The sequence below is a fragment of the Cognatundibacterium aquatile genome, assembly GCF_014699135.1.
In the GTDB taxonomy this organism is placed as follows: domain Bacteria; phylum Pseudomonadota; class Gammaproteobacteria; order Burkholderiales; family Burkholderiaceae_D; genus Undibacterium; species Undibacterium aquatile.
The window spans coordinates 357,065-380,377 of the sequence record NZ_JACOFT010000002.1 but is presented as its reverse complement, the minus strand read 5'-3'; the positions used below and the strand labels follow the sequence as shown (position 1 = coordinate 380,377).

Here is a 23,313-nt window from a genome sequence, read left to right as displayed (position 1 = left end):
TCATGGTCGTTATGCGTAGGTGCAGGATGAGCAGTTTGTGAGGCGTGCTATGCAAATCAGCGTATATGGTCTTCGGCCAGCAAATACAATTTGCGCCAGAAAAACCGGTTCAGCAGCATCACAAAAATACACATCACACCGATACCGAGGGCGATGCGGTGAAAATCCCCTGCTTCGGTCATTTGTTTGATGTAACTGCCCAGCCCGTCGGCAATCAGCGTGGTTTTACCCCAGGTGACATATTCCGCAACGATACTGGCATTCCATGAGCCACCGCTGGCGGTGATTGCGCCGGTGATGTAACTCGGAAAAATCGCGGGCAGATAAACGCGCTTCCATTTCAGCCAGCCTTTGAGGCCCAGATTATCTGCCGCCAGACGCAATTCATTTGGTATCGTCGCCGCACCGGCAACAACGTTAAACAAAATGTACCACTGGGTACCGAAAACCATTAAAGGGCTGAGCCAGATATTCGGCGTCAGATTGAGTGACACCATCGCCAGCACCACCAGCGGAAACATCAGGTTGACCGGGAACGCCGCCAGAAACTGCGCCACCGCCTGCACTTTTTGCGAATACTGCGGGCGCAAACCTATCCAGACCGCAATCGGCACCCACACCAACGATGCCAACGCAATCAACAACATAACGCGGATCAGCGTAATTACACCCAGACCAGCGACGTGCGCCACTTCGCTCCAACCGACATCACTGTGTATGAACGTCACCAGCCGGTAAATCGCCAGCATGGTGACGACAATCAGCACACCATCAAAAACACGTGACCACAGCGGGCTGATCGTTTTCTTGGCGGCGCGGGTTGATGTGCCATCGTAGCTGACGCTGAACCACGACAGCGCATGGCTCATCAAAGACCAGAATTGCTCGGTCCAGGTACGTACCCAGCGGCTGTTGCGCATCCAGTCCAGCAGCCAGGATTGTTGCGCGGTATCGCCTTGCGATTCTTCAAAACGAAACTTGTCTGCCCAAGCGAGTAAGGGGCGGAAGAACAATTGGTCGTACAGCAGTATGCCGCTCAGCATAGCTGCGATGGCCCAGGCAATGGCATGGCCGTCTTTGGCTTCGATGGCGACTGCGATATAAGAGCCGATACCGGGTAATTTAATATCCTGTCCGGCGACAGAAATTGCTTCTGCTGCCACCAGAAAAAACCAGCCGCCTGACATGGACATCATCATATTCCACAGCAAGCCTGGCATCGCAAACGGCAACTCCAGCCGCCAGAAACGCTGCCAGCTCGACAACCGGAAAATGTGAGCAGCTTCTTGTAATTCTGCCGGCACATTGCGCATGGATTGATACAGGCTGAATGCCATATTCCAGGCCTGCGAGGTAAAGATCGCGAAGATCGCCGCACATTCAACACCGAGTAAATTGCCGGGAAACAGCGCAATAAACGGCGCAATGGCGATCGCCTGAAAACCCAGAATTGGTACTGATTGCAGAATATCGAGCGCCGGAATCATGACCTTTTCGGCAGTGATGTATTTGACCGCAATCGCGGCAAAAATCAGGCTGAATAACAGCGAGAAAGCGAGTGCGGTGAACATGCGCAAGATCGTGCGCAGCAGATAATAGGGCAAATAAAACGGATCAAGCGATACCTGCAAGGCTTCACCAACCGAGAACGGCCGACTCATCTGCATTGCTGCAAACGCAAATATGCTTAACAGGGCAAGAATCAGCGGTAATAAAGCCCAATCCCAGCGATTCGGGCCGCTACTATCCAACGCATCTTCGCGTGAACGGAGTCGGAATAATTCAAACATGCGTACCTCCGGAGATCAGGACATACGCAAAAAAAGAAGATGTCAGATAAGCCTGACAAAATAAGGTGATGCGCAACAAACTACCTCCCCTGTTGCTGACAATCGTGCCAGCAGCATAGACAGATGCATTCTACTCCGCAGCGGTGGTAAGCGAAACCACGCGACCACAACGGAAGACAGAAAAAAACAAATTGGGTAAGTAGGAGTGCAGCGAAATACGGAAGAAAACCGCTGAAGAAACTACTACCCGCCAGATGGCAAGGTAGCAGCAGAGTATCTGTGCTTACATTGCCAGGTTAAGCTCGATCGGGGATCGACAACTATAACTGTCCACAGAATTAACTCCAAAATTAAGAAGTCCGAACTTTAACACAGAGCTTCGTGAATAAACAATATGCTGCACTGCAATCAGAACAATAAGAAACAAAAATCAGCGATGTAGATTTACTTTTTCTGAGCCGCGAGCGATTGCTGTAAAAGTTCCGTCAAATCGCCATGCTGGCTTTCTTTCGCAAAATCAAGCGCAGTCATACCGAGATCATTTTTCAGCGTGAGATCAGCCCCCTCACCTATCAACAGTCTGGCGGCATCAAGTTTACCGAAACGGGTTGCCATCATCAGTGGCGTCGTTTTATTCGGTGATTCGGTATCGATGTAGGCGTGATGTTCGAGCAATAAGGCGATCGCTTCGACACTGCCATTTGCGGCAGCATAATGCAGCGCCGTCCAGCCCGGCTGATTGACCTCGGCACCACGGGCAATAATTTTTCTGACCGCATCAGCATTTCCGAGAAAGCTGGCAACCATCAACGCGGTATCGCCATTTTTTGCGCGGGCATTGATGTTCAGATCCGGCACTTGCAGCAATAAATCAACAACGCGCATGGACTTATTTCTGAGTGCCGTCATGAGCATCGATTCGCCGCGATATTCTTCTACCGAGTTGACATCCATGCCGCGTTGTAAAAATTCCTGCACTGCAGGCGCGTCATTGAATTTGACTGCGAAAACAAAATCAGCATAAGCATCGGCATTTGCTGCGACCGGCATCAGACAGGCAAGAGCAAGCAGTAAAGCAGCAGGCGTTAAGCGCATGGCGAACCTCAATGAGCGAACTGAAACAGCTTGAAGAAATTTTTCGTGGTGGTTTCCTGTACTTCTGTCACGGAAACGCCTTTGATATCCGCGAGGAATTCGCCGACGTGACGCACAAAACCGGGTTCATTCATTTTGCCACGATGCGGCATCGGCGCCAGATAGGGTGAATCGGTTTCTATCAGTATGCGCTCCAGCGGCAAGGCTTTGGCCACCGCTTGTAAATCTTTGGCACTTTTAAAAGTCAGAATACCGGAGAAAGAAATATAAAATCCCATTTCTATCGCCGCCAATGCGACTTCCAGCGATTCGGTGAAGCAATGCATCACGCCGGCGACGCCGCCATCTGCGGTTCCTGCACCCTCTTCGCGCAAAATACGTATCGTATCTTCTGCGGCGGCTCTGGTATGAATAATCAAAGGCTTGCGACTCAGTCGCGAGGCGCGGATGTGCTGACGAAAACGTTCGCGCTGCCATTCGAGATCACCTTTCAGACGGAAATAATCCAGCCCGGTTTCTCCGATGGCGATGATGCGTGGGTGTTGCGCCAATTCGACCAACTGCTCCGCGCTCGGCTCTGGCGTATCTTCATAATCAGGATGCACGCCGACCGAAGCGTAAATATGCGGATATTGCTCAGCCAAGGCCAGCACTTGCGGGAAATCGGGTAGATCCACAGACACGCAGAGGGCATGGGTGACGCCGTTATCCGCCATTTTTTGCATGATTTCCGGCATACGCGCAGCGAGTTCAGGAAAATTGATATGGCAATGAGAATCGACGTACATAATTAACAGTCTAAGGTAAATGCCTGATCAGGCGATATCGGCAACAGATATGCAGCTTTTAGCGGCGAGCAATCACATCTAACACTGCTTGCGCCGAGATATTGGCGGTATCGCGCAATAAGCTGTGATGCATCGCTGTGAATCTGTCTTTCAGATTCTTTTGCATATTGTCGTCATTGAGTTGCAGCCAGATCGCATCTGCCATCGCTTCGGGCGTAGCGGCAGATTGCAGGAACTCAGGAACCACAAATTCTTTTTCAAGTATATTCGGCAAACCGACCCAGGGCTGGTAGCCCATGTGTTTGAGTATCTGCCACGATGCTTCCATCATTTTGTAGGCGATCACCATCGGCTTCTTGAACAGCGCAACTTCCAAAGACGCTGTGCCCGAGGCGACCAGTACCGCATCCGCAGCTGCAATCGCCGTATGCGAGCGGCCATCAATCAGTAAAATCGGCACACCTTCCAGGCGCGCGGCGACCACCAGCTTGATGTAGTAACTACGCTGTTTATTACCCGCCATCGGCACCACGATCTGTAAATTTGGATCGCGCTGTATCAGTATTTTTGCGGCACCGATAAATGCTTCGGTGTTATATTTAATTTCGGAAATACGGCTACCTGGCAGAATGGCGACGACCTTAAATCGAGGATCCAGACCGAGCTCTTCTCGCGCAGCGGCAGTGTCGATGTCCATAGGAATGACCTGTGCCAGCGGATGTCCCACGTAAGTCACAGGAATGCCTGCATCGCGATAAATCTGTTCTTCAAACGGAAAAATCACCAGCATGTGAGATACCGCTTCGGCAATTTTCTTAATGCGCCCACCACGCCATGCCCAGATCGATGGACCGATGTAATGAATCGTAGGAATGCCTGCCTGCTTTAACTGTATTTCAAGATCCAGATTAAAGTCGGGCGCATCCACACCGATGAACACATCCGGTTTTTCTGCGAGTAACTGCTGCTTCAGATTTTTACGTATGCCGCTGATTTCACGGTAGTGCATCAGCACTTCAAACAAACCGCGTACAGACAGCTTATCCATAGTCCAGTCATTGACAAAGCCCTGCTCCGCCATGCGCGACCCACCGATTCCATGCATCAGTGAGTCAGGTAAACGCGGGCGCAAACCAGATAATAAGCGGGCAGCCAGCATGTCACCGGAGGTTTCCCCTGCGACCATAGAGATGATAGGACGTGATGATGCTGAGAGTGACACGAGTGTTCCTTAGCGCACGATGCCGCGCGTTGACGCGTCGAGGAAATCGCGCATCAGTTTTACCTGCGCCGCTGCGTCTGCACTAAGGCTCAACATTTGCTCATCCAGTGCCGCTTTAGATTCTTCCAGCGTCAGCCCGGATTTGTAAATCAGCTTGTATGATTGCCGGATCGCATTCAACTGATCTCGACTGAAACCCCGCCGCTTCAGCCCTTCGAGATTAACGCCATGCGCTTGCGCCGGATTGCCGGACAACAAAACAAACGGTGGCACATCTTGCGTTAGGCTGGTATTCATACCGACGAACGCGTGCGGCCCGATCTTGCAGAACTGATGAACTGCAGAAAAGCCGCTCATGATGACCCAGTCACCGATTTCAACGTGACCTGCCAGTGCGGCGTTATTCGAAAAAATGGTGTGATTGCCGACTGTGCAGTCATGCGCGATATGTACATAAGCGAGGAACCAGTTATCGCTGCCAACTTTGGTAATACCTCTATCCTGCACCGTTCCGCAATTGAATGTGCAGAATTCACGAATCAGATTGCGGTCACCGATCTCAAGATAAGTCACTTCGCCTGCATATTTCTTGTCTTGTGGCGGGCCACCGATAGACGAAAACGAGTGAAAGTGATTATCTTTGCCAATGGTCGTATGTCCATCGATCACCACATGTGCAGCGATTTTTGTCCCCGCATCAATGCTGACATGCGGACCGATAATAGCGTATGCGCCAACCTCAACCGTGCTGTCAAGGTTTGCCTTGGGATTAACCAGCGCCGTTGGATGGATAGCCATTATTTCTCCGTTGCGTCGTCAGTCGTACGCATGGTGCACATTAGCTCGCCTTCGAGTGCCAGCTGACCATCAACCGTACCTTTGGCTTTATATTTCCAGATACCGCGTGCCACTTTCAGAATTTCCACTTCCATCTTCAACTGGTCACCTGGTTCAACCGGACGTTTAAAACGCGCGCCGTCAATACCGAGGAAATACACAATGGTTTTTTCGTCGGGCTTCTGACCCATCGTCAGAAATGACAGTATCGCAGCCGTTTGTGCGAGGGCTTCTATCATCAGCACGCCAGGCATGACTGGCTTATTCGGGAAGTGACCGTTGAAAAATTCCTCATTCGCCGTCACATTTTTGATCGCAGTAATGCTCTTGCCCAACTCCCAATCCAATACGCGATCGACCAATAACATTGGATAGCGATGCGGCAGATATTCTTTGATTTCGTTAATGTTCAGTGTGTTCATGATGATTTCTCAGTCAATGTTTTAATTGTTTTTTCAAGTTGGCGAATTTTTTCACGCATACCGGAAAGATTGCGGACAATCGCCGCCGTTTTTTCCCAGTCTGCATTCTTTGCCAATGGATAGAAACCAGTATATTGACCTGGCTCCAAAATTGAGCGGGATACCATGCTGCCGGAAGAAATATGGACGTTATCGACAATCGTTAAATGTCCCAGCACCATCGCTGCACCACCAAAGGTACAATGCTTACCAATTTTTGCGCTGCCGGCAACGCCGACACAACCCGCCATCGCAGTGTGTTCGCCGATGTGGCAGTTGTGACCGATCTGAATCTGATTATCCAGTTTGACGCCATTTTCTATGACGGTATCAGCCAGCGCGCCGCGATCAATACTGGTGTTGGCACCGATTTCGACGTCATCACCAATCAATACCCGACCGGTTTGTGGAATTTTGATCCAGGCACCACGCTCATTCGCAAAACCAAAACCATCGGCACCTATCACCGCACCGGAATGGATAATCGCGCGTTGACCTATGACGCAATAATCATAAATACTGACATTGGCATGAATTAAGGAACCATCACCGATGGTGACGCCACGGCCTATACTGGTACCGGCCTCTATCACAACAGCGTCACCAATAATTGCCTCAGCGTCGATACTGACATGCGGGCCGATACTGGCGGTGGGCGAAATAACAGCATGTGGGCTGACCCAGGCGCTAGGATGTATTCCCAACATTGGTGGAATCGCTGCCAACGAAGCAAAATACTGTGCTGCGCGTGCAAAATAGACGTAAGGGTTAGCGGTAATAATGCACGCCCCCTTATATTCTGCTGCGATCTGCGCATGATCTGCTTCAGTCACAATCAAAGCGGCTGCGTTGGTCGCTGCGGCTTGCTGCCTTAATTTGGAATTGGAAAGAAAGGTGATATGAGTATCGCCAGCGTCACTCAATGGAGCGATACCGACGACAACAATATCTGGAGAACCAATTAATTGACCACCGAAGCGATCGACCAATTCCCCCAGCCGAGTGCTCGTAGTGGTCATAACTTATTTGGCGAGCGCTTTGAGAACCTTATCGGTTATGTCAACGCGGGGATTATAAAAAACAGCGTCTTGTAAAACGATGTCGTATTTTTCAGTTTCAGCGATTTGTTTGACGACTTTGTAGGCACGATCAACTAAAGAGGCGATTTCCTCGTTCTTACGCTGATTCAGATCTTCATTAAAAATACGCTGTTTACGTTTGAAGTCCTGATCCAGATCGGTCAGCTCACGTTGACGTTTGATTCTTTCGGACTCTGATAACACTGCAGAGTCTTTATCCAGCCTGTCCGCCATTGCCTTAATTTTCGTCGCCAGATCTTGCAGATCTTTACCGCGCTTGGAAAACTCTTGCTCTATCTTGGCTTCCGCCGCCTTAGCCGGTGCAGATTCACGTATCACCCGCTGCGAATCAAAAATGGCGACCCTGGAATCCTGCGCATGAACTTGAGCAACGCCGACGAAGCAAGCCGCACAAATCATCAAGCGTTGGAACAATTTGGACGGGGTAATATGTTGACTCAAAATAATCTCCGTAACACAAACTTATGTAAATCTAAATTAGAAACCTGTACCCATCTGGAACTGGAAGGCTTGTTTCTTATCATCAGGTTTCGCATTTAAAGCACGACCGAAACTCAGTTTCAAAGGACCCACCGGAGATATCCAGCTTATACCGATACCCGCACCGAAGCGCAAATCACTCGTGCGCATTTTTTGACCTTCATCAAATACCTGACCACCGTCGATGAACGTGAACCAACGCAGGGACTTATCCGCACCAGGGAATGGAATCTGTAATTCTACATTACCAAGCACACGACTGGCACCACCAGTGGAATTGCCGTTGAAATCTTTAGTACCTAAAGATGAAGGCTCATAACCACGAACCGAACCAATACCGCCAGCATAGAAGTTTTTAAATACCGGATAAGGGTTTCCGCCCAAGCCGTGGCCGTAGTCAAATTCACCATTCAGTGCCAGTGTCACAGAGCGATAAATCGGTTTGAAATACTGAGCGTTATAAATGGCGCGATAATATTTAAAATTACCGATCGCAGCAACTTCCAGGTTGGCGCGCTGATAACGTCCGATGGTCGGTGTCAGTACGCTGTCGCGACTATCCCTCTGCCACGCAATCGTCAATGGGAAAGAATTCGTCGTCGCGGTTCCAACGCCATAGTCAAGGGCAGTCTGATCTTTGGTGCCATTACCGTAGGTGGAAACATATTTTCTATACGGCAACGGACTAGATGCGTCTGTCTCAACCTTTGTTCGCTCAAAGCCCATACCAAAAAATACGGTATCGACTTCAGAGAATGGAACACCAAAGCGTAAATTGCCGCCAGTAGTCTGAATTTTGTAGTAAGACGTACTACCGATTAACGGATTCGTTGTTCTCATATACGCATCCACACTACGACTGATACCATCGTCGGTAAAGTATGGATCCAGATGCGAAACAGCTACCGTACGGTATTGTCGGCTGGTATTAATTTCCAAACCTATCGTGTCGCCGCTACCAAAAACGTTGGCCTGTTGAATTGCTCCAGACAATGTCAGTTTTTCTGCGCTGGAATAACCTGCACCAAATGTCAGATTGCCGGTTGGTTTTTCTGTCACAGACAAATTCACATCGACCTGATCGGCACTGGTTGCCACTTCCGGCGTTTCCAATTTGACGTCGCCAAAATAACCCAATCGTTCAACGCGGTCACGTGAGGCTTTAATTTTCTCGCCGTCGTACCAGGAACTTTCAAACTGACGGAATTCACGGCGAATAACTTCGTCACGTGTCCGCGTATTACCGGCAAGGTTAATGCGACGAACATAGACACGTTTGCCGCCATCAACAAAAACGGTGAAGGCAACTTCTTTCTTTTCCTTGTCCAGAATCGGATTTGCATTCACATTCGCAAACGCATAACCGAAGTTACCCATACGTTCAGAAATCCGTTTGGTGCTTTCTGTCAGGCGAGCCGCATTATAAATATCACCCTTTTTGAGTAACATCAGCGAAGCGAGTTCGTCTTCACGACCGAACATATCGCCTTCGAGCTTGATATTGGAAACAGTATATTTATCACCTTCGGTCAGATTGATCGTGATGTAAATATCTTTTTTATCGGGAGTAATCGAAATCTGCGTCGAGAGAATCTGCATTTCCAGATAGCCGCGATTCTGATAGAACGAACGTAAGGTTTCGATATCGCCGGATAATTTTTGTTTGGAGTACTGATCGGCTTTGGTGTACCACGAGAACCATGTCGGCGTATTCAATGCCATCAGGTCTCTTAATTCGCCATCTGAAAATGCTTTATTGCCGATGATTTTAATTTGCGCAATCTTGGCAATCTCGCCTTCATCTACCGCGAAAGTTACTTTGACACGATTTCGTTCGATTGGCGTAATCGTGGTCGTAATTTGCATACCGTATAAGCCTTTCGACAAATACTGGCGCTTCAACTCTTGCTCTGCACGGTCAACGGTTGCTTTATCAAAAATCCGCGTTTCTCCGATGCCGATATCTTTCAATGCTTTTACCAGGGCATCTTTTTCAAATTCTTTTGTGCCCGTGAATTCAACGCCTGCAATGGTTGGACGCTCATCAAGCAAAACTACCAACACGCCGTCTTGCTCTTCGATTTGAATATCTTTAAAAAAACCAGTCGCATATAAAGATTTGATCGCAGTCGTACTTTTAGCGTCATCAAACACTTCACCGACTTTGACTGGCAGATAGCTGAATACCGTACCTGCCTCTGTTCTTTGCAAACCCTCAACGCGAATATCTTTTACTGTGAAAGGTTGTATTGCGAATGCGCTGCCGGAACATACAGCGAGCGCGGCCAGAGCCATAGAATGAAGACGAAATTTTGGCAAAGTGAAATGCTCGATATGTAATTTCATTGGGTATAAAGTTCTTTCAATACTCTCAATATGGCGATCAGAATTGAGTTTTTTATCATCAAGCTGACTATTATGACATTAGTCGGGCTATATCATTAAAAAATGCAACTGCCATGATTGCCATCAGCAATGCTACTCCGGCACGTTGTGCAATTTCAGTAAAGCGTTCAGACACTGGCTTGCCCGTCAAAACTTCCAGCGAATAATACAACAAATGGCCGCCGTCTAGCACAGGAATAGGCAGCAAATTCATGACTCCGAGGCTGATGCTGATGAGCGCCATAAAGCTGAGATAACTGATCAGGCCGACTCTTGATGTCTGGCCCGCATAATCAGCAATAGTCAGCGGACCAGTAATGTTTTTCAAAGAAACCTCACCGACGATCATTTTCCACAGCATTTTAATGCTGACGATGCTGGTATCCCAGGTTTTTTGTACACTCTTTCCTATCGATGCGATCAGGCCTGTCTGCACGATCGTCATTTCTGGTGCCAGCATCATCTGAATTTTCAAGCGTCCGATTTTTGTTCCATTTACCTCTTCTGTAACCGGCGTCGCTACCACGTCAATCTCATCACTGTTACGCTTGATGTGCAGAGTCAGGCGCTGCCCGGCAGAAGCATTGACCTTTTCCGTGAACGCCAGACCATCAAGCACAGGCTCACCGTTGATGCTCAATATCAGGTCGCCTTTTTTCAGTCCGGCGAGACTGGCCGGACCGTCTGGCAGGATGTCACCGAGTATTGCAGGCGGGCGGGCCAGCGAGAATCCGAGTTGCGACATAAAGTCGCCCTCAAGATCCTGGCTGTTCAGCTGCTTCAGCGGCAATTCAACGACACGCCTGATTTGCTGATCCGGCTGATCACCGGAAACACGAACAACAGAAATTTCAGCATTATTTTTTTCCAGTGCGCGCTGCATTAATTCCCAATGCACTTCACTCCAACTCTGTATCGTTTTTCCGTTGATGTCTGAGATCACGTCGCCGTGACGCAAACCGGATTGATAAGCAACTGAAGTGGCAGACGGAACACGGATTTTTGCGACCGGCTCAGGTATTCCGTAAACAAACAACGCCGAATACAACATGATCGCCAGAATAAAATTCGCCACTGGGCCAGCAGCAACAATGGCGATACGCTTCCAGACCGATTGACGGCAAAATTCCCGTGGCAAGTCTGCAGGAGGAATTTCTGCTGCGTCCTGCTCGCGAGCATCCAGCATCTTTACGTATCCGCCCAACGGGAGCAGCGATATCGCCCACTCAGTCTGATCTTTACCAAGCTTACGGGCGAAAATTACACGTCCCATACCAACAGAGAAACGCAATACTTTTACCCCGCACAAACGCGCAGCAATGTAGTGCCCCAGCTCATGTATCGTCACCAGTGTACCGAGTGTGACGATAAATGCGAGAATAGTCTGAATCAATTTCATTGCATCACAATCGTATGGGCAACCGCACGCGCTTCTGCATCGACTGCCAGAATGCCATCAAGATCAGTCACTGGAGTGACAGCGATTTTATCCATGCACAGTGCAATTAGTTGATCTATCGCACGGAAACCGATTTTTCCGTCTAAAAATGCTTGGACAGCAATCTCGTTACTTGCGTTCAATATCGTTGGTGCAGAGCCACCTGTTTTCAGTGCCTGATACGCGAGCGACAAACAGGGGAAACGAGCGAAATCCGGTGCTTCAAAATTGAGTTTGGAGACTTTTACAAGATCTAATGGCGATACGCCAGAGGCAATGCGTTCAGGATATGCAAGTCCGTAGGCAATAGGAGTACGCATATCCGGGTTTCCCAGTTGCGCCAGCACAGAGCCGTCGTTATAAGAGACCATGGAGTGAATAACGCTTTGTGGATGAATCACGACTTCGATCATATCGGCAGGTGCCGAAAACAGCCAGTGCGCTTCAATGACTTCCAGCCCTTTGTTCATCATGGTAGCTGAATCGATAGAGATTTTTCGTCCCATTACCCAGTTCGGATGCGCAATTGCCTGCTCTGGCGTGACATCCGTCAGCGTGGCAATATCGCGGTGCAAAAAGGGCCCGCCTGATGCTGTTAACAGAATTTTACTGACGCCGTGCTGTTCAGCCTGACCATCATAATGCCGCGGTAAGCACTGAAATATCGCATTGTGTTCGCTATCAATCGGCAACAGAGCCGCTCCGCTTTTCTTGATCGCATCCATAAACAGGTTGCCGGACATTACCAGCGCCTCTTTATTTGCGAGCATGACTTTTTTACCTGCACGTGCCGCAGCCAGCGAAGCCGGTAAACCAGCCGCACCGACAATCGCCGCCATCACACTGTCGCACTCCGGAGACGAGGCCACCTCACACAAAGCTTCAGGCCCGTATTGAATTTGTATCTGACCTAATTTTTTTTCTGCGAGCAAATGCCGTAACGCATCTGCTGCACTTGCATAACCGACAACAACAACTTGCGGCTGAAATTGCACACACTGGGCTGCGAGTTTTTCTATCTGCGTGTGCGCCGTCAATGCAAATACCTGATAGCGATCCGGGTGTCTGGCAATAACATCCAGAGTGGAAACGCCGATAGATCCCGTGGATCCTAAAATACAAACACGCTGTAAACTCATACTATTAACGCCATAAATCCAGAAGAACAGCCAACGGCAACACGGGAATCAATGCATCAATTCTATCGAGTACGCCACCATGACCAGGTAAGAGATTGCTGCTGTCTTTCATGCCAACCCGTCGTTTCAACATGGATTCAAATAAATCGCCGATGACACTTGCAGCGCAAAGTAAACTCACCACACCAAAAAAAACCAACCAGCCTTTACGCAGAAAAATCTGTACCGCGAATGTGTCTTGTAGTGCCGGAATATAGACAGAGCCAGCAGCCAGTAACAGCACCGCCACGCCACCGCCAATAGCGCCCTCCCAGGATTTTCCGGGAGAAATAGAGGGTGCCAGCTTATGTTTCCCAAATGCTTTTCCTGAAAAATACGCTCCAATATCCGCGACCCAGACTATCGCCATGACGGAGAGCAGATAAAGTGGCGACACCTTGAATAACACGGCAATCGCGATAAAACATCCAAAAATAACGATGCCGTACAGCGTACTCAGCATTCCATTTGAAAACCCGAATTCAGGCGGCAAGCCCTTGGCCAGCAACGGCACCAGTCGTAACAACCAGAAGGCAACACACAAGGCAAATAATAATGGCGTAGAAAAGCTATCGAGATGAAATAAGAGATAAGCAAAGAAGGCAGCCCATCCTGCAGCCATCAGCAAAGGAAGTGGTTTTTTAAATAAACGCTGACACTCCCAGATCGCCGCACCAAAGAAGGCGACCACAATCACCGAAAAAGCGAGGAAATTCCCTGAATACAAAACCGGCAACAAAATGGCCAGCAAAATCAACGCGGTAATAACGCGGGTTTTTAACATCAATGACTCTCTGTCTGATTATGTTGTGCTGCACAGAACTCAAAAAATGGGCGATCAATCGCTTACTGCCTCTGCCGGCAGAGTATAAACGGTTTTATCCGGCATACTCACAATTGCCCTCGCCGCAATACCTGACTCATAAAGACCGAATAATTGAGAAATAACACCCTCAGGTGAGCATAAAAAAAACTACCGCCAACTCCGATCACAACAAAGAAAGGAGTCAGAAGTAGTTTTACTTACAGCTTATTCAAAATCTGAGCCAAAAAAAACCAGTAAATGTGACTTAGTGAATAGCTTAAACCGTCAACACTTCTTTTTCTTTTTCTGCCAATAGCTTATCGACTTCAGCGACAAATTTGTCAGTCAGCTTTTGAATATCATCTTGTGCGCGACGCTCATCATCTTCAGAGCATTCTTTTTCCTTGAGCATTTTTTTCAACGATTCATTGGCATCGCGACGGATATTGCGAATAGCAATTTTTGCGCCTTCGCCTTCAGTCTTCACCAGCTTGACCATTTCTTTACGACGTTCTTCTGTCAATGGTGGTGTTGGCACACGGATCATATCGCCCTGACTCGATGGATTCAGACCAAGATCAGAATCACGAATCGCTTTTTCTATCGTGCTCAGCATTTTCTTTTCCCACGGCTGAACACCAATCGTGCGCGCATCAATCAGAGTTACGTTAGCAACCTGAGTGATATTTGTCGGGGAACCATAGTAATCAACCATCACGTGATCCAGAATGCCTGTATGTGCACGGCCTGTACGAACTTTCGACAAGTCCGCTTTCAGAGTCTCAATCGACTTCTGCATTCTCTGGTCACTATTTTTTTTAACGTCTGCTACGCTCATACTGCCCTCCTGTACATCAATTCTCAGTCTTTAAAAAGAAAAAGACCCTTATCAAAATTAAACCAGTCAATCAAAAACGCTGCATTATACGTGGACAAGTGTGCCTTCGTCTTCACCCATAATGACATTCTTTAACGCACCAGGCTTAACAATAGAGAATACTTTAATTGGCAATTTCTGATCGCGGCAAAGTGCAAATGCGGTTGCATCCATCACCTGCAAATGGCGTGAGATGGCCTCGTCAAATGAAATAGTGGAAAAACGTGTCGCAGTCGGATCTTTTTTCGGATCTGCAGTATAAACACCATCCACCTTCGTCGCCTTCAAAACGATTTCAGCGCCGATTTCAGACCCGCGTAAGGCAGCAGCAGTATCGGTAGTAAAGAATGGATTGCCAGTACCTGCCGCAAACACAATTACCTTCCCCTCTTCCAGATATTGCAATGCTTTCGGGCGAACATAAGGTTCAACCACCTGATCAATTGCGATCGCAGACATGACGCGTGCAGTCACCCCCGCCTGGCGCATCGCATCCGCTAACGCCAAGGCATTCATCACTGTTGCGAGCATCCCCATGTAATCGGCGGTGGCACGATCCATGCCCTGCGCACCTGGAGCAACGCCACGGAATATATTGCCGCCACCGATTACGATAGCAAGCTCGACACCTAAGCGGGATATTTCTGCAACATCCGCCACCATACGCTCAATCGTGGCACGGTTAATACCAAATGAATCATCGCCCATGAGGGCTTCGCCAGAGAGCTTCAAGAGCACGCGCTTGTAAGCAGGTTTTGTCATGATAGGACTCCTTCTGGAAAGTTAAGAAATTAAATTAATACAAGCAATCATTTGGTTTGCTCACATTTGAAGTGACATACAAACCAAATAATCCTGAGACTACTTTTCTGAGCTTAAAAAAACGGGCCTTTCGGCCCGTTTTTTTATTACGCCTGATTACGCTTGTTTTGCCGCAGCTACTTGAGCTGCCACTTCTGCCGCGAAATCATCGACTTTTTTCTCGATGCCTTCACCAACAACAAACATCGTGAATGCTTTCACATTCGCACCAACTGATTTCAGCATTTGCTCCACAGTTTGCTTGTCGTTTTTAACGAAAGGTTGATTGAACAAAGAAACTTCTTTCAGGAATTTCTGCACAGAACCTTCTACCATTTTTTCAACGATATCCGCTGGCTTGCCAGATTCCGCTGCTTTCTGAGACGCAACTGAGCGTTCTTTTTCGATCAATTCCGCAGGTACTTGTTCTGTCGACAACGCAACTGGTTTCATCGCAGCGATATGCATTGCGACGTCTTTACCAACTTGTTCATCAGCACCTTCAAATTCAACAACAACACCGATACGTGTGCCGTGCAGATAAGAAGTCAGTTTAGCTGGTGTCTCAAAACGTGCGAAACGACGGAAGGACATGTTTTCACCGATCTTACCAACCAGTGCTGCACGAACTTCTTCTACTGTCTTGCCATCGAGTGGCAATGCGCCCAAAGCAGCTACGTCAGCTGGATTGTGCTCAGCAATCAATTTTGCGCAAGTGTTGGCCAATGCGATGAAGTCATCATTTTTTGTGACGAAGTCTGTTTCGCAGTTAACTTCGATCAAAGCACCAACATTACCCGAAATATAAGAAGCAACCACACCTTCCGCAGTAACGCGGGAGGAAGCTTTAGATGCTTTGCTACCCAGTTTTACACGCAGAATCTCTTCTGCACGATCCATATCACCATCAGCTTCCGTCAAAGCTTTTTTGCATTCCATCATTGGCGCATCTGTCTTTGCGCGCAAAGCACCAACCATCGCTGCTGTAATCGCTGCCATGTCATTCTCCTAAATCGGTAGTGCTATTCAGCACTGATCATCAAATTTTGTTTTAAAAAAAGGGGCGAACGACTGTTGCCCCATTTTTCGCGTTTCGGTTATAAATCGCCCGAAACTCTCTATCTGAACAAAAATTACGCTTGTTCTACTTCCACAAACTCGTCAGAACCTGGCTTTACTGCTTCCAGAACTTCATTCACTGCGTTTGCACGACCTTCCAGAATTGCATCAGCAACACCGCGGGCATACAGAGCAATTGCCTTGGATGAGTCATCATTACCAGGAATGATGTAAGCAACACCTTCAGGAGAGTGGTTAGTATCGACCACACCGATAACAGGGATGCCGAGTTTAGCTGCCTCAGTAATTGCACCTTTGTGGTAGCCAACGTCAACCACAAAAATTGCATCTGGAACGCCGCCCATATCCTTGATACCGCCGATAGATTTTTGCAGTTTAATCATTTCACGATCAAACATCAGCGCTTCTTTTTTGGACAACTTCTCTACGGAACCATCTTCAACAGCAGCTTCCATTTCTTTCAGGCGCTTGATCGATGTTTTTACTGTTTTGAAGTTAGTCAGCATACCGCCCAACCAACGTTGATCAACGTAAGGCATACCTGCACGTTGCGCTTCTGCTGCGATGATTTCGCGAGATTGGCGTTTTGTACCAACCAGCAGAATTGTGCCGCGATTTGCAGACAATTGACGGATATGCTTCATCGCTTCCTGGTACAAAGCCAGTGTTTTTTCCAGGTTAACGATATGAATTTTGTTGCGGTGACCGAAGATGTACGGTGCCATTTTTGGATTCCAAAAACGTGTTTGGTGACCAAAGTGCACGCCAGCTTCCAGCATTTCACGCATTGTTACAGACATAATAAACTCCAGGGTTAGGTCTTGAATCCAGCCAGTGATCTCTCTGCCTGAGCAGAAAAGACACCCTTTTCGACCGGATTCGATTGATAAGAATATGAATTAACCTATAAGAAATTTGCATTCATTTACAAGCTAACCATCTATTCTACTATGAAATTGCGATTCTCCTCAAGTATGAAGTTGACTTCACTGCGACAGGCGCACTTTTCACGTCTATAATTATCGATTACCTGCTGATAGCACTTATTTATCGCACTTTCTCACGCAGCGATGCGTCACTGTTTGCTATCGCTGCCCTACTACGAAACAATATGGAATCCATTTCAATTAAAACCGCGGAAGATATCGCCGGTATGCGTATCGCCGGAAAACTGGCATCAGAAGTCCTTGATTACATTACCCCATTCGTTCAGGTTGGCGTAACAACCGGTGAACTTGATCGTCTTTGTCACGAATATATGGTGAATGTACAAGGCACGATTCCGGCTCCGCTGAACTATTGCCCCCCTGGTTACACACCCTACCCGAAAGCAATCTGCACTTCTGTCAATGACGTGATCTGTCACGGTATTCCTGGCGATAAAGTCTTAAAAAGCGGCGATTCCGTCAACCTTGATATTACCGTCATTAAAGATGGCTACCATGGTGATACCAGCCGCATGTTTTTGCTGGGTGAACCATCTATTTTAAGCAAGCGCCTGAACCAGATCACTTATGAATGCATGTGGCTGGGCATTTCAAAAATCAAACCTGGCGCTTATCTGGGAGACATTGGACATGTGATTCAGCAGCATGCTGAAAAAGCCGGTTACAGCGTGGTCCGTGAGTTTTGTGGACATGGCATCGGTAAAGTTTTCCACGAAGCGCCTCAGGTCATGCATTACGGCAAACCCGGCACCATGGAAAAACTGGAAGCGGGCATGATTTTTACCGTAGAACCGATGATTAATGCCGGTCGACGTGAGATTCGCGCCATGGGTGATGGCTGGACTATCCGCACCAAAGACCGCAGCTTGTCTGCGCAATGGGAACATACTGTGCTCGTCACCGAAACAGGTTATGAAATCTTGACGTTGTCGGCTGGCTACCCACCAATTCCTGACTACATTCAACTCGTTTAAACGTACAAGGCGACCCGGAATAATGCTTTCACCAGCACTTGCATTCAAAGAAGAAATCAAGTCAGCACAAGCGTCAGCAATACTGGCGTTTAATGACAATCACAAAGCTGAACAGTTACTGAAGGGTTTATGCCGCAGTGTGGATCATGTGCTGGAAAAGATCTGGAAACATTTTGACATACCCAAGGAATGTTCACTGGTCGCCGTCGGTGGCTATGGTCGCGGCGAGCTTTTTCCTTATTCTGACGTAGATGTTCTGATCTTACTGGACAAAGCGCCGACACCGGAAACGCAAAGCAAACTTGAGTGTCTGGTGCAGTTGTTCTGGGACATCGGACTCGATATCGGGCACAGCATACGTACAGTAGAAGAATGCCTGCAGGAGTCGGCAGCAGATATTACTGTGCAGACCAGCATGCTTGAGGCACGTCTGGTCTGCGGTAGTCGCAGCCTGTTCCGTAAGCTGCAACAATGCTACGCGGAGGCAATGAATCCGCAAAAATTTTTCCAGGAAAAGCTGCTGGAGCTCCGGCAGCGGCACGTCAAATACGAAGACACGCCATACAGTCTGGAGCCGAATTGCAAGGAAAGCCCGGGCGGTCTGCGCGACTTACAAGTCATCCTCTGGGTTGCCAGGGCAGCCAATCTCGGCAATTCCTGGCGAGAACTGGCGCAGCGCGGTCTGATTACCGACACCGAAGCGCATCAACTCAAACGTAATGAACGCGCCTTTAAAGACATACGCGCACGCCTGCACATCGCTGCGGGACGCCGTGAAGACCGGCTAGTGTTTGATATACAGACACCGATTGCAGAATCATTCGGATTCAAAACGACGGAATCGCGACGTGCCAGCGAATATCTGATGCAGCGGTATTACTGGGCCGCCAAAGCAGTCACCCAGCTAAATCTGATTCTGCTGCAGAATATCGAAGCCGTTTTGTTTCCTCAGCCCTCGGTGCCTCGTCCCATCAATGAGCGCTTCAATGAGGTCAATGGCTTCATCGATATTGCCTCTGACGACACGTTCCAAAGCAATCCGTCAGCGTTACTGGAAATTTTTCTCGTGATGGCGCGCCATAGTGAACTAAAAGGTATGACAGCGAGAACAACGCGCGCGTTATGGCATGCCCGCTTGCTGATTGATGCCGAATTCAGGCACAACATTTTCAATCGCTCACTCTTTTTACAGATATTGCAGGCCCCACAGGGCATCACGCATGCTTTGCGGCGCATGAATCAGATGAGCATACTCGGCCGTTATCTGCCCAATTTCCGGCGGATTATCGGACAGATGCAACATGATCTGTTTCATGCCTACACTGTCGATCAGCATATCCTGATGGTCGTGCGCAATCTGCGCCGCTACACGATGCCCGAGCATGCCCATGAATATCCATTCTGCAGCCAGTTGATCGCCAATTTCGATCAGCCCTGGGTGCTATATATCGCAGCGCTGTTCCATGATATCGCCAAAGGTCGCGGCGGCGACCACTCCGTGCTTGGAATGGCCGATGCTAAGAAATTTTGTTACGACCACGGCCTGAATCGTGCGAATACGGAACTGGTGATTTTCCTTGTACAGAATCATCTGACCATGTCGCAAGTCGCGCAAAAGCAGGATTTATCCGATCCGGATGTCGTGCTGAATTTCGCCAAGTTAGTAAAAGATGAGCGCCATCTGACCTCGCTGTATTTGCTGACCGTATCTGATATCCGCGGCACCAGCCCGAAAGTATGGAACGGCTGGAAAGCCAAGCTGCTGGAAGATCTGTATCGTATGACCTTACGCGTTCTTGGCGGTGAAGCGCCATCAAAAGACAGCGTATTAAAAAATCGTCAGAACGATGCACTGAAAGCCTTACGCCTGGTCGGCATTCCGCCGGACGCACATGAAAAACTCTGGCAACAACTGGATGTCGGCTATTTCCTGCGCCATGACGCATCTGACATCGCCTGGCAAACCAGAGTACTGTACGACAGAATTGATAGCAGCACGCCAGTAGTGAAATGCCGTTTATCAACGATAGGCGAAGGCCTTCAGGTCACCGTCTATGTCAAAGATCAGCCGGATTTGTTCGCTCGGATTTGCAATTATTTTGACAGCAAAAATTTCGATATTCTCGACGCCAAAATTCATACCTGTAAAAACGGTTACGCACTCGACACCTTCATGGTCAGCGAGCCTAGCTTTGCGCATCAGTATCGCGACATCATTAATCTGATCGAACACGAACTGAGTGAATCGCTGGCGCAGCAAACGCCTTTATCGCCGCCGAATCGCGGGCGGTTATCGCGCATGTCGCGCAACTTCCCTATCGTGCCGACGGTGGATTTACGGCCGGATGAAAAAGGCCAGTATTATTTATTGTCGATCTCTGCGAATGACAAAAACGGTTTGCTGTATTCGATTGCCGAGGTACTGACGAAATACAAAATCAATCTGCACACCGCGAAGATCATGACGCTGGGCGAACGGGTTGAAGACGTGTTTATCGTTGATGGCGCTGCGCTGCAAGGCGCTCGTACCCAGATTCAGTTTGAAACCGATCTGTTGGACGCATTAAGGGTGTAAACTCGCATCCTTTTTCCATCCGGACCTGCATTTCCGGATTCACAGCCTGATATTTCACCATGACAGAATTAGTAAGACTCTCAAAACGCATGTCCGAACTCGGATTGTGCTCCCGCCGCGAAGCGGATGAATGGATCGCCCGCGGCTGGGTGCGCGTCGATGGCCAGGTCATCTCCGAACTCGGCAGCAAAGTATTGCCGCATCAAAAAGTAACGGTGGAACGACAAGCGGCGGCTGAACAATCCAAGCGCGTGACTGTGCTGATCAATAAACCGGTGGGCTACGTCAGTGGTCAGGCAGAAGATGGCTACACACCAGCGATTGCGCTGATCAAACCGGAAAACCGCTGGTCAGAATGCAAGGTTGATACGGCATTTCATCCTACTCAGTTGCGCAGCCTGGTACCTGCCGGGCGTCTCGATATTGATTCCGTTGGCTTATTAGTGCTGACGCAGGATGGCAGGATTGCCAAACAATTGATTGGTGAAAATACGGTCGTCGAAAAAGAATACCTGGTGCGGGTTGCTTATTCCAAACCGGGCAGATTGCCCGATGCAGATCTGCGCCGACTGAATCACGGCCTGATGCTCGACGGTAAAAAATTGCTGCCTGCTAAAGTCAGTTGGCAAAATGAAGATCAGTTGCACTTCATTTTGCGTGAAGGGAAAAAACGTCAGATTCGCCGTATGTGCGACATGGTGGGCTTGCGCGTTCTGGGTTTAAAGCGGGTGCGTATCGGCAAAGTCAGACTGGGTAATTTACCCGAAGGGCAATGGCGCTATCTGCGTGAAGACGAGCAATTCTGATCGCTAAAAAACACGATCTGATATCACTGAATCAGATACTCCCCCCTATTTTTGTCTTTTTACACCTCATGTCCTTGAATAATAAGGGCTGTAAATAATACTCCGGGGGAGTATATTCAGCCCCCTACAAAGCCGGATACAGGATTAGTCGTCGTCTGCGGGGTCCAGTTCCGGAAATAATACTTCGGTAAAACCGAATTGCGTCATATCGCGGATGCGCATCGGATACAAAATGCCGTTCAGATGATCGCATTCATGCTGCACGACGCGCGCATGAAAACCATCGACGTCACGACAGATAGGCTTGCCGAACTGATCGACACCTTCATATCGCAAAGACGACCAACGCGGCACCAGCCCGCGCATTCCGGGTACCGACAAGCAACCTTCCCAGGCCTCGTCGGTTTCATCACCGAGTGGCGTCAGCACGGGATTGAGCAAGACTGTTTCCGGCACAACGGGTGCATCGGGATAACGCGGATTCGATTTAAAGCCAAAAATAAGCAATTGCAGATTCACGCCGATTTGTGGTGCAGCCAAACCCGCACCATTGGCCGCAGCCATGGTCTCAAACATCTCACTGATCAACTGATGTAGTTCCGGCGTATCGAATTCAGTAACTGGCTCTGCGACGCGCAACAAACGCGGATCGCCCATTTTCAAAATCGGATGGATCATATTTCTTCCTTACTTCAGATTGATAGCTATCGCGTCAGCCAAGATACATCAATTTAAAAAAGACGCAAAAAAAAAGACCAGATCGCAATGATCTGGTCACGCTGCAATTATGTGGCTGATTACTTGATCGATTTTAAGAATTCAGTAAATTCTGCGCTGGTTTCTTTGTGTTTCAAACCAAGTGCGACGCTGGCTTTGAGGTAGCCCAGTTTAGAACCACAGTCATAACGTGTTGCTGCCGGGCGGAACGCATAGACAGGGTAATCTTTCAGCATCGCCGCAATACCATCGGTCAATTGAATCTCACCGCCAGATCCTTTGCCCAGATTTTCGAGGTAAGAGAAAATACGACCGGACAAAATATAGCGCCCGACCACGGCCAGGGTCGAAGGCGCGACATCCGGCATCGGTTTCTCAATAATTCCCTGCATACGCTCGAGTCTGTCTTTGTATGGCGTGCCACTGACGATACCGTACTGACGGGTGAATTCGCGTGGTACATCCTGTACCGCAATAATACTGCCACCTTCAGCCTCATATTGCTTCGTCATCTGCGCCATGACTGATGGCTGACCAACATCGGCATCCATCAGATCATCGGCCAGCAGAACGGCAAAAGGATCATCGCCAATCACCGGGCGGGCACACAGCACCGCGTGACCAAGTCCAAGCGCGGCAGGTTGACGGATATAAATACAATTAACGCTTTTCGGAATCACATTGCGCACGAGATCAAGCAACGCTTCCTTGCCTGCGGCCTCAAGCTCGCTCTCGAGTTCGTAGGCTTTATCAAAATGATCTTCAATCGCGCGCTTGTTCCGGCCGGTGATGAACACCATTTCTGTAATCCCCGCTTCCACTGCTTCTTCGACCGCATACTGGATCAGCGGCTTATCGACGATAGGCAGCATTTCCTTTGGTTGCGCTTTAGTCGCCGGTAAAAAACGGCTGCCCAAACCGGCAACAGGAAAAACGGCTTTTTTAATTTTTCTCATT

At 48.7% G+C, this 23,313-nt stretch carries 21 protein-coding genes; 3 read left to right on the top strand and 18 right to left on the bottom strand.

Going from position 1 to position 23,313, the window contains the following annotated elements; all coding sequences use genetic code 11:
* Positions 1–56: 56 nt before the first annotated feature.
* The 16 genes from H8K26_RS06100 to rpsB all read right to left on the bottom strand — a co-directional run bounded on the left by H8K26_RS06100 (position 57) and on the right by rpsB (position 17,137).
* A complete protein-coding gene (locus H8K26_RS06100) occupies positions 57–1,790 on the bottom strand; it encodes an ABC transporter permease (protein WP_186885337.1) in 1,734 nt (577 codons plus the stop codon).
* A 444-nt stretch (positions 1,791–2,234) separates the two neighbouring features.
* A complete protein-coding gene (locus H8K26_RS06095; RefSeq protein WP_190478113.1) occupies positions 2,235–2,885 on the bottom strand; it encodes an ankyrin repeat domain-containing protein in 651 nt (216 codons plus the stop codon).
* A gap of 8 nt (positions 2,886–2,893) precedes the next feature.
* The gene (locus H8K26_RS06090; RefSeq protein ID WP_186897387.1) at positions 2,894–3,673 is read right to left on the bottom strand and encodes a TatD family hydrolase; all 780 of its coding nucleotides are present in this window, start codon (positions 3,671–3,673) and stop codon (positions 2,894–2,896) included.
* A gap of 58 nt (positions 3,674–3,731) precedes the next feature.
* Positions 3,732–4,895, bottom strand: a complete 1,164-nt coding sequence (gene lpxB, locus H8K26_RS06085; protein ID WP_317889253.1) for a lipid-A-disaccharide synthase — start codon at positions 4,893–4,895, stop codon at positions 3,732–3,734.
* 9 nt (positions 4,896–4,904) lie between these two features.
* Positions 4,905–5,696, bottom strand: a complete 792-nt coding sequence (lpxA, locus tag H8K26_RS06080) for an acyl-ACP--UDP-N-acetylglucosamine O-acyltransferase (protein ID WP_190478802.1) — start codon at positions 5,694–5,696, stop codon at positions 4,905–4,907.
* Complete coding sequence (gene fabZ, locus H8K26_RS06075) at positions 5,693–6,154, bottom strand: 3-hydroxyacyl-ACP dehydratase FabZ (protein WP_186885340.1); 462 nt, start codon at positions 6,152–6,154, stop codon at positions 5,693–5,695. The genes lpxA and fabZ overlap by 4 nt, the downstream gene beginning before the upstream one ends.
* Complete coding sequence (lpxD, locus tag H8K26_RS06070; protein WP_190478111.1) at positions 6,151–7,212, bottom strand: UDP-3-O-(3-hydroxymyristoyl)glucosamine N-acyltransferase; 1,062 nt, start codon at positions 7,210–7,212, stop codon at positions 6,151–6,153. The genes fabZ and lpxD overlap by 4 nt, the downstream gene beginning before the upstream one ends.
* Positions 7,213–7,215: 3 nt before the next feature.
* Positions 7,216–7,692, bottom strand: a complete 477-nt coding sequence (locus tag H8K26_RS06065) for an OmpH/Skp family outer membrane protein (RefSeq protein WP_186885618.1) — start codon at positions 7,690–7,692, stop codon at positions 7,216–7,218.
* A gap of 78 nt (positions 7,693–7,770) precedes the next feature.
* On the bottom strand, positions 7,771–10,119 hold the full coding sequence (gene bamA, locus H8K26_RS06060; RefSeq protein WP_190478109.1) for an outer membrane protein assembly factor BamA: 2,349 nt from the start codon (positions 10,117–10,119) through the stop codon (positions 7,771–7,773).
* A 70-nt stretch (positions 10,120–10,189) separates the two neighbouring features.
* On the bottom strand, positions 10,190–11,557 hold the full coding sequence (gene rseP, locus H8K26_RS06055) for an RIP metalloprotease RseP (protein ID WP_190478108.1): 1,368 nt from the start codon (positions 11,555–11,557) through the stop codon (positions 10,190–10,192).
* Complete coding sequence (ispC, locus tag H8K26_RS06050; RefSeq protein WP_190478106.1) at positions 11,554–12,735, bottom strand: 1-deoxy-D-xylulose-5-phosphate reductoisomerase; 1,182 nt, start codon at positions 12,733–12,735, stop codon at positions 11,554–11,556. Before ispC ends, rseP begins: the two co-directional genes overlap by 4 nt.
* Before the next feature lie 4 nt (positions 12,736–12,739).
* Complete coding sequence (locus tag H8K26_RS06045; protein ID WP_190478104.1) at positions 12,740–13,558, bottom strand: phosphatidate cytidylyltransferase; 819 nt, start codon at positions 13,556–13,558, stop codon at positions 12,740–12,742.
* 298 nt (positions 13,559–13,856) lie between these two features.
* Positions 13,857–14,417: a ribosome recycling factor gene (frr, locus tag H8K26_RS06040; protein WP_186885346.1), complete on the bottom strand. Its 561-nt coding sequence runs from the start codon at positions 14,415–14,417 to the stop codon at positions 13,857–13,859.
* An 84-nt stretch (positions 14,418–14,501) separates the two neighbouring features.
* On the bottom strand, positions 14,502–15,218 hold the full coding sequence (gene pyrH / locus H8K26_RS06035) for a UMP kinase (protein ID WP_186885347.1): 717 nt from the start codon (positions 15,216–15,218) through the stop codon (positions 14,502–14,504).
* A 156-nt stretch (positions 15,219–15,374) separates the two neighbouring features.
* Positions 15,375–16,256 (bottom strand): translation elongation factor Ts, encoded by an 882-nt coding sequence (tsf, locus tag H8K26_RS06030; protein WP_186885348.1) that lies wholly within the window; start codon positions 16,254–16,256, stop codon positions 15,375–15,377.
* A 134-nt stretch (positions 16,257–16,390) separates the two neighbouring features.
* A complete protein-coding gene (gene rpsB / locus H8K26_RS06025; protein ID WP_186885349.1) occupies positions 16,391–17,137 on the bottom strand; it encodes a 30S ribosomal protein S2 in 747 nt (248 codons plus the stop codon).
* Positions 17,138–17,448: 311 nt separating this feature from the next.
* On the opposite strand from rpsB, the gene map reads away from it, so the two are divergent.
* From map to H8K26_RS06010, 3 genes are read left to right on the top strand one after another with little or no spacing between them, the layout of a single operon-like run.
* On the top strand, positions 17,449–18,258 hold the full coding sequence (gene map / locus H8K26_RS06020; protein WP_186885350.1) for a type I methionyl aminopeptidase: 810 nt from the start codon (positions 17,449–17,451) through the stop codon (positions 18,256–18,258).
* Positions 18,259–18,280: 22 nt separating this feature from the next.
* Positions 18,281–20,833, top strand: coding sequence for a [protein-PII] uridylyltransferase (locus tag H8K26_RS06015; RefSeq protein WP_190478102.1), 2,553 nt, complete (start codon positions 18,281–18,283; stop codon positions 20,831–20,833).
* Between the two features lie 59 nt (positions 20,834–20,892).
* On the top strand, positions 20,893–21,639 hold the full coding sequence (locus tag H8K26_RS06010; RefSeq protein ID WP_186885352.1) for a pseudouridine synthase: 747 nt from the start codon (positions 20,893–20,895) through the stop codon (positions 21,637–21,639).
* Between the two features lie 144 nt (positions 21,640–21,783).
* On the opposite strand, the gene def is transcribed toward H8K26_RS06010, so the two are convergent.
* Together def and galU are read right to left on the bottom strand one after the other, a co-directional pair.
* Positions 21,784–22,317 (bottom strand): peptide deformylase, encoded by a 534-nt coding sequence (def, locus tag H8K26_RS06005; RefSeq protein WP_190478100.1) that lies wholly within the window; start codon positions 22,315–22,317, stop codon positions 21,784–21,786.
* A gap of 119 nt (positions 22,318–22,436) precedes the next feature.
* Positions 22,437–23,312, bottom strand: coding sequence for a UTP--glucose-1-phosphate uridylyltransferase GalU (gene galU / locus H8K26_RS06000; protein WP_186897379.1), 876 nt, complete (start codon positions 23,310–23,312; stop codon positions 22,437–22,439).
* Between the last annotated feature and the right edge of the window lies 1 nt (position 23,313).

Excerpts from the sequence above, each read along its gene's own strand:
- H8K26_RS06100 (WP_186885337.1), bottom strand. The coding sequence starts at position 1,790 with ATGTTTGAATTATTCCGACTCCGTTCACGCGAAGATGCGTTGGATAGT.
- H8K26_RS06095 (WP_190478113.1), bottom strand. The coding sequence starts at position 2,885 with ATGCGCTTAACGCCTGCTGCTTTACTGCTTGCTCTTGCCTGTCTGATG.
- H8K26_RS06090 (WP_186897387.1), bottom strand. The coding sequence starts at position 3,673 with ATGTACGTCGATTCTCATTGCCATATCAATTTTCCTGAACTCGCTGCG.
- fabZ (WP_186885340.1), bottom strand. The coding sequence starts at position 6,154 with ATGAACACACTGAACATTAACGAAATCAAAGAATATCTGCCGCATCGC.
- lpxD (WP_190478111.1), bottom strand. The coding sequence starts at position 7,212 with ATGACCACTACGAGCACTCGGCTGGGGGAATTGGTCGATCGCTTCGGT.
- H8K26_RS06065 (WP_186885618.1), bottom strand. The coding sequence starts at position 7,692 with ATGATTTGTGCGGCTTGCTTCGTCGGCGTTGCTCAAGTTCATGCGCAG.
- bamA (WP_190478109.1), bottom strand. The coding sequence starts at position 10,119 with ATGAAATTACATATCGAGCATTTCACTTTGCCAAAATTTCGTCTTCAT.
- rseP (WP_190478108.1), bottom strand. The coding sequence starts at position 11,557 with ATGAAATTGATTCAGACTATTCTCGCATTTATCGTCACACTCGGTACA.
- ispC (WP_190478106.1), bottom strand. The coding sequence starts at position 12,735 with ATGAGTTTACAGCGTGTTTGTATTTTAGGATCCACGGGATCTATCGGC.
- H8K26_RS06045 (WP_190478104.1), bottom strand. The coding sequence starts at position 13,558 with ATGTTAAAAACCCGCGTTATTACCGCGTTGATTTTGCTGGCCATTTTG.
- frr (WP_186885346.1), bottom strand. The coding sequence starts at position 14,417 with ATGAGCGTAGCAGACGTTAAAAAAAATAGTGACCAGAGAATGCAGAAG.
- pyrH (WP_186885347.1), bottom strand. The coding sequence starts at position 15,218 with ATGACAAAACCTGCTTACAAGCGCGTGCTCTTGAAGCTCTCTGGCGAA.
- tsf (WP_186885348.1), bottom strand. The coding sequence starts at position 16,256 with ATGGCAGCGATTACAGCAGCGATGGTTGGTGCTTTGCGCGCAAAGACA.
- rpsB (WP_186885349.1), bottom strand. The coding sequence starts at position 17,137 with ATGTCTGTAACAATGCGTGAAATGCTGGAAGCTGGCGTGCACTTTGGT.
- map (WP_186885350.1), top strand. The coding sequence starts at position 17,449 with ATGGAATCCATTTCAATTAAAACCGCGGAAGATATCGCCGGTATGCGT.
- H8K26_RS06015 (WP_190478102.1), top strand. The coding sequence starts at position 18,281 with ATGCTTTCACCAGCACTTGCATTCAAAGAAGAAATCAAGTCAGCACAA.
- H8K26_RS06010 (WP_186885352.1), top strand. The coding sequence starts at position 20,893 with ATGACAGAATTAGTAAGACTCTCAAAACGCATGTCCGAACTCGGATTG.
- def (WP_190478100.1), bottom strand. The coding sequence starts at position 22,317 with ATGATCCATCCGATTTTGAAAATGGGCGATCCGCGTTTGTTGCGCGTC.
- galU (WP_186897379.1), bottom strand. The coding sequence starts at position 23,312 with ATGAGAAAAATTAAAAAAGCCGTTTTTCCTGTTGCCGGTTTGGGCAGC.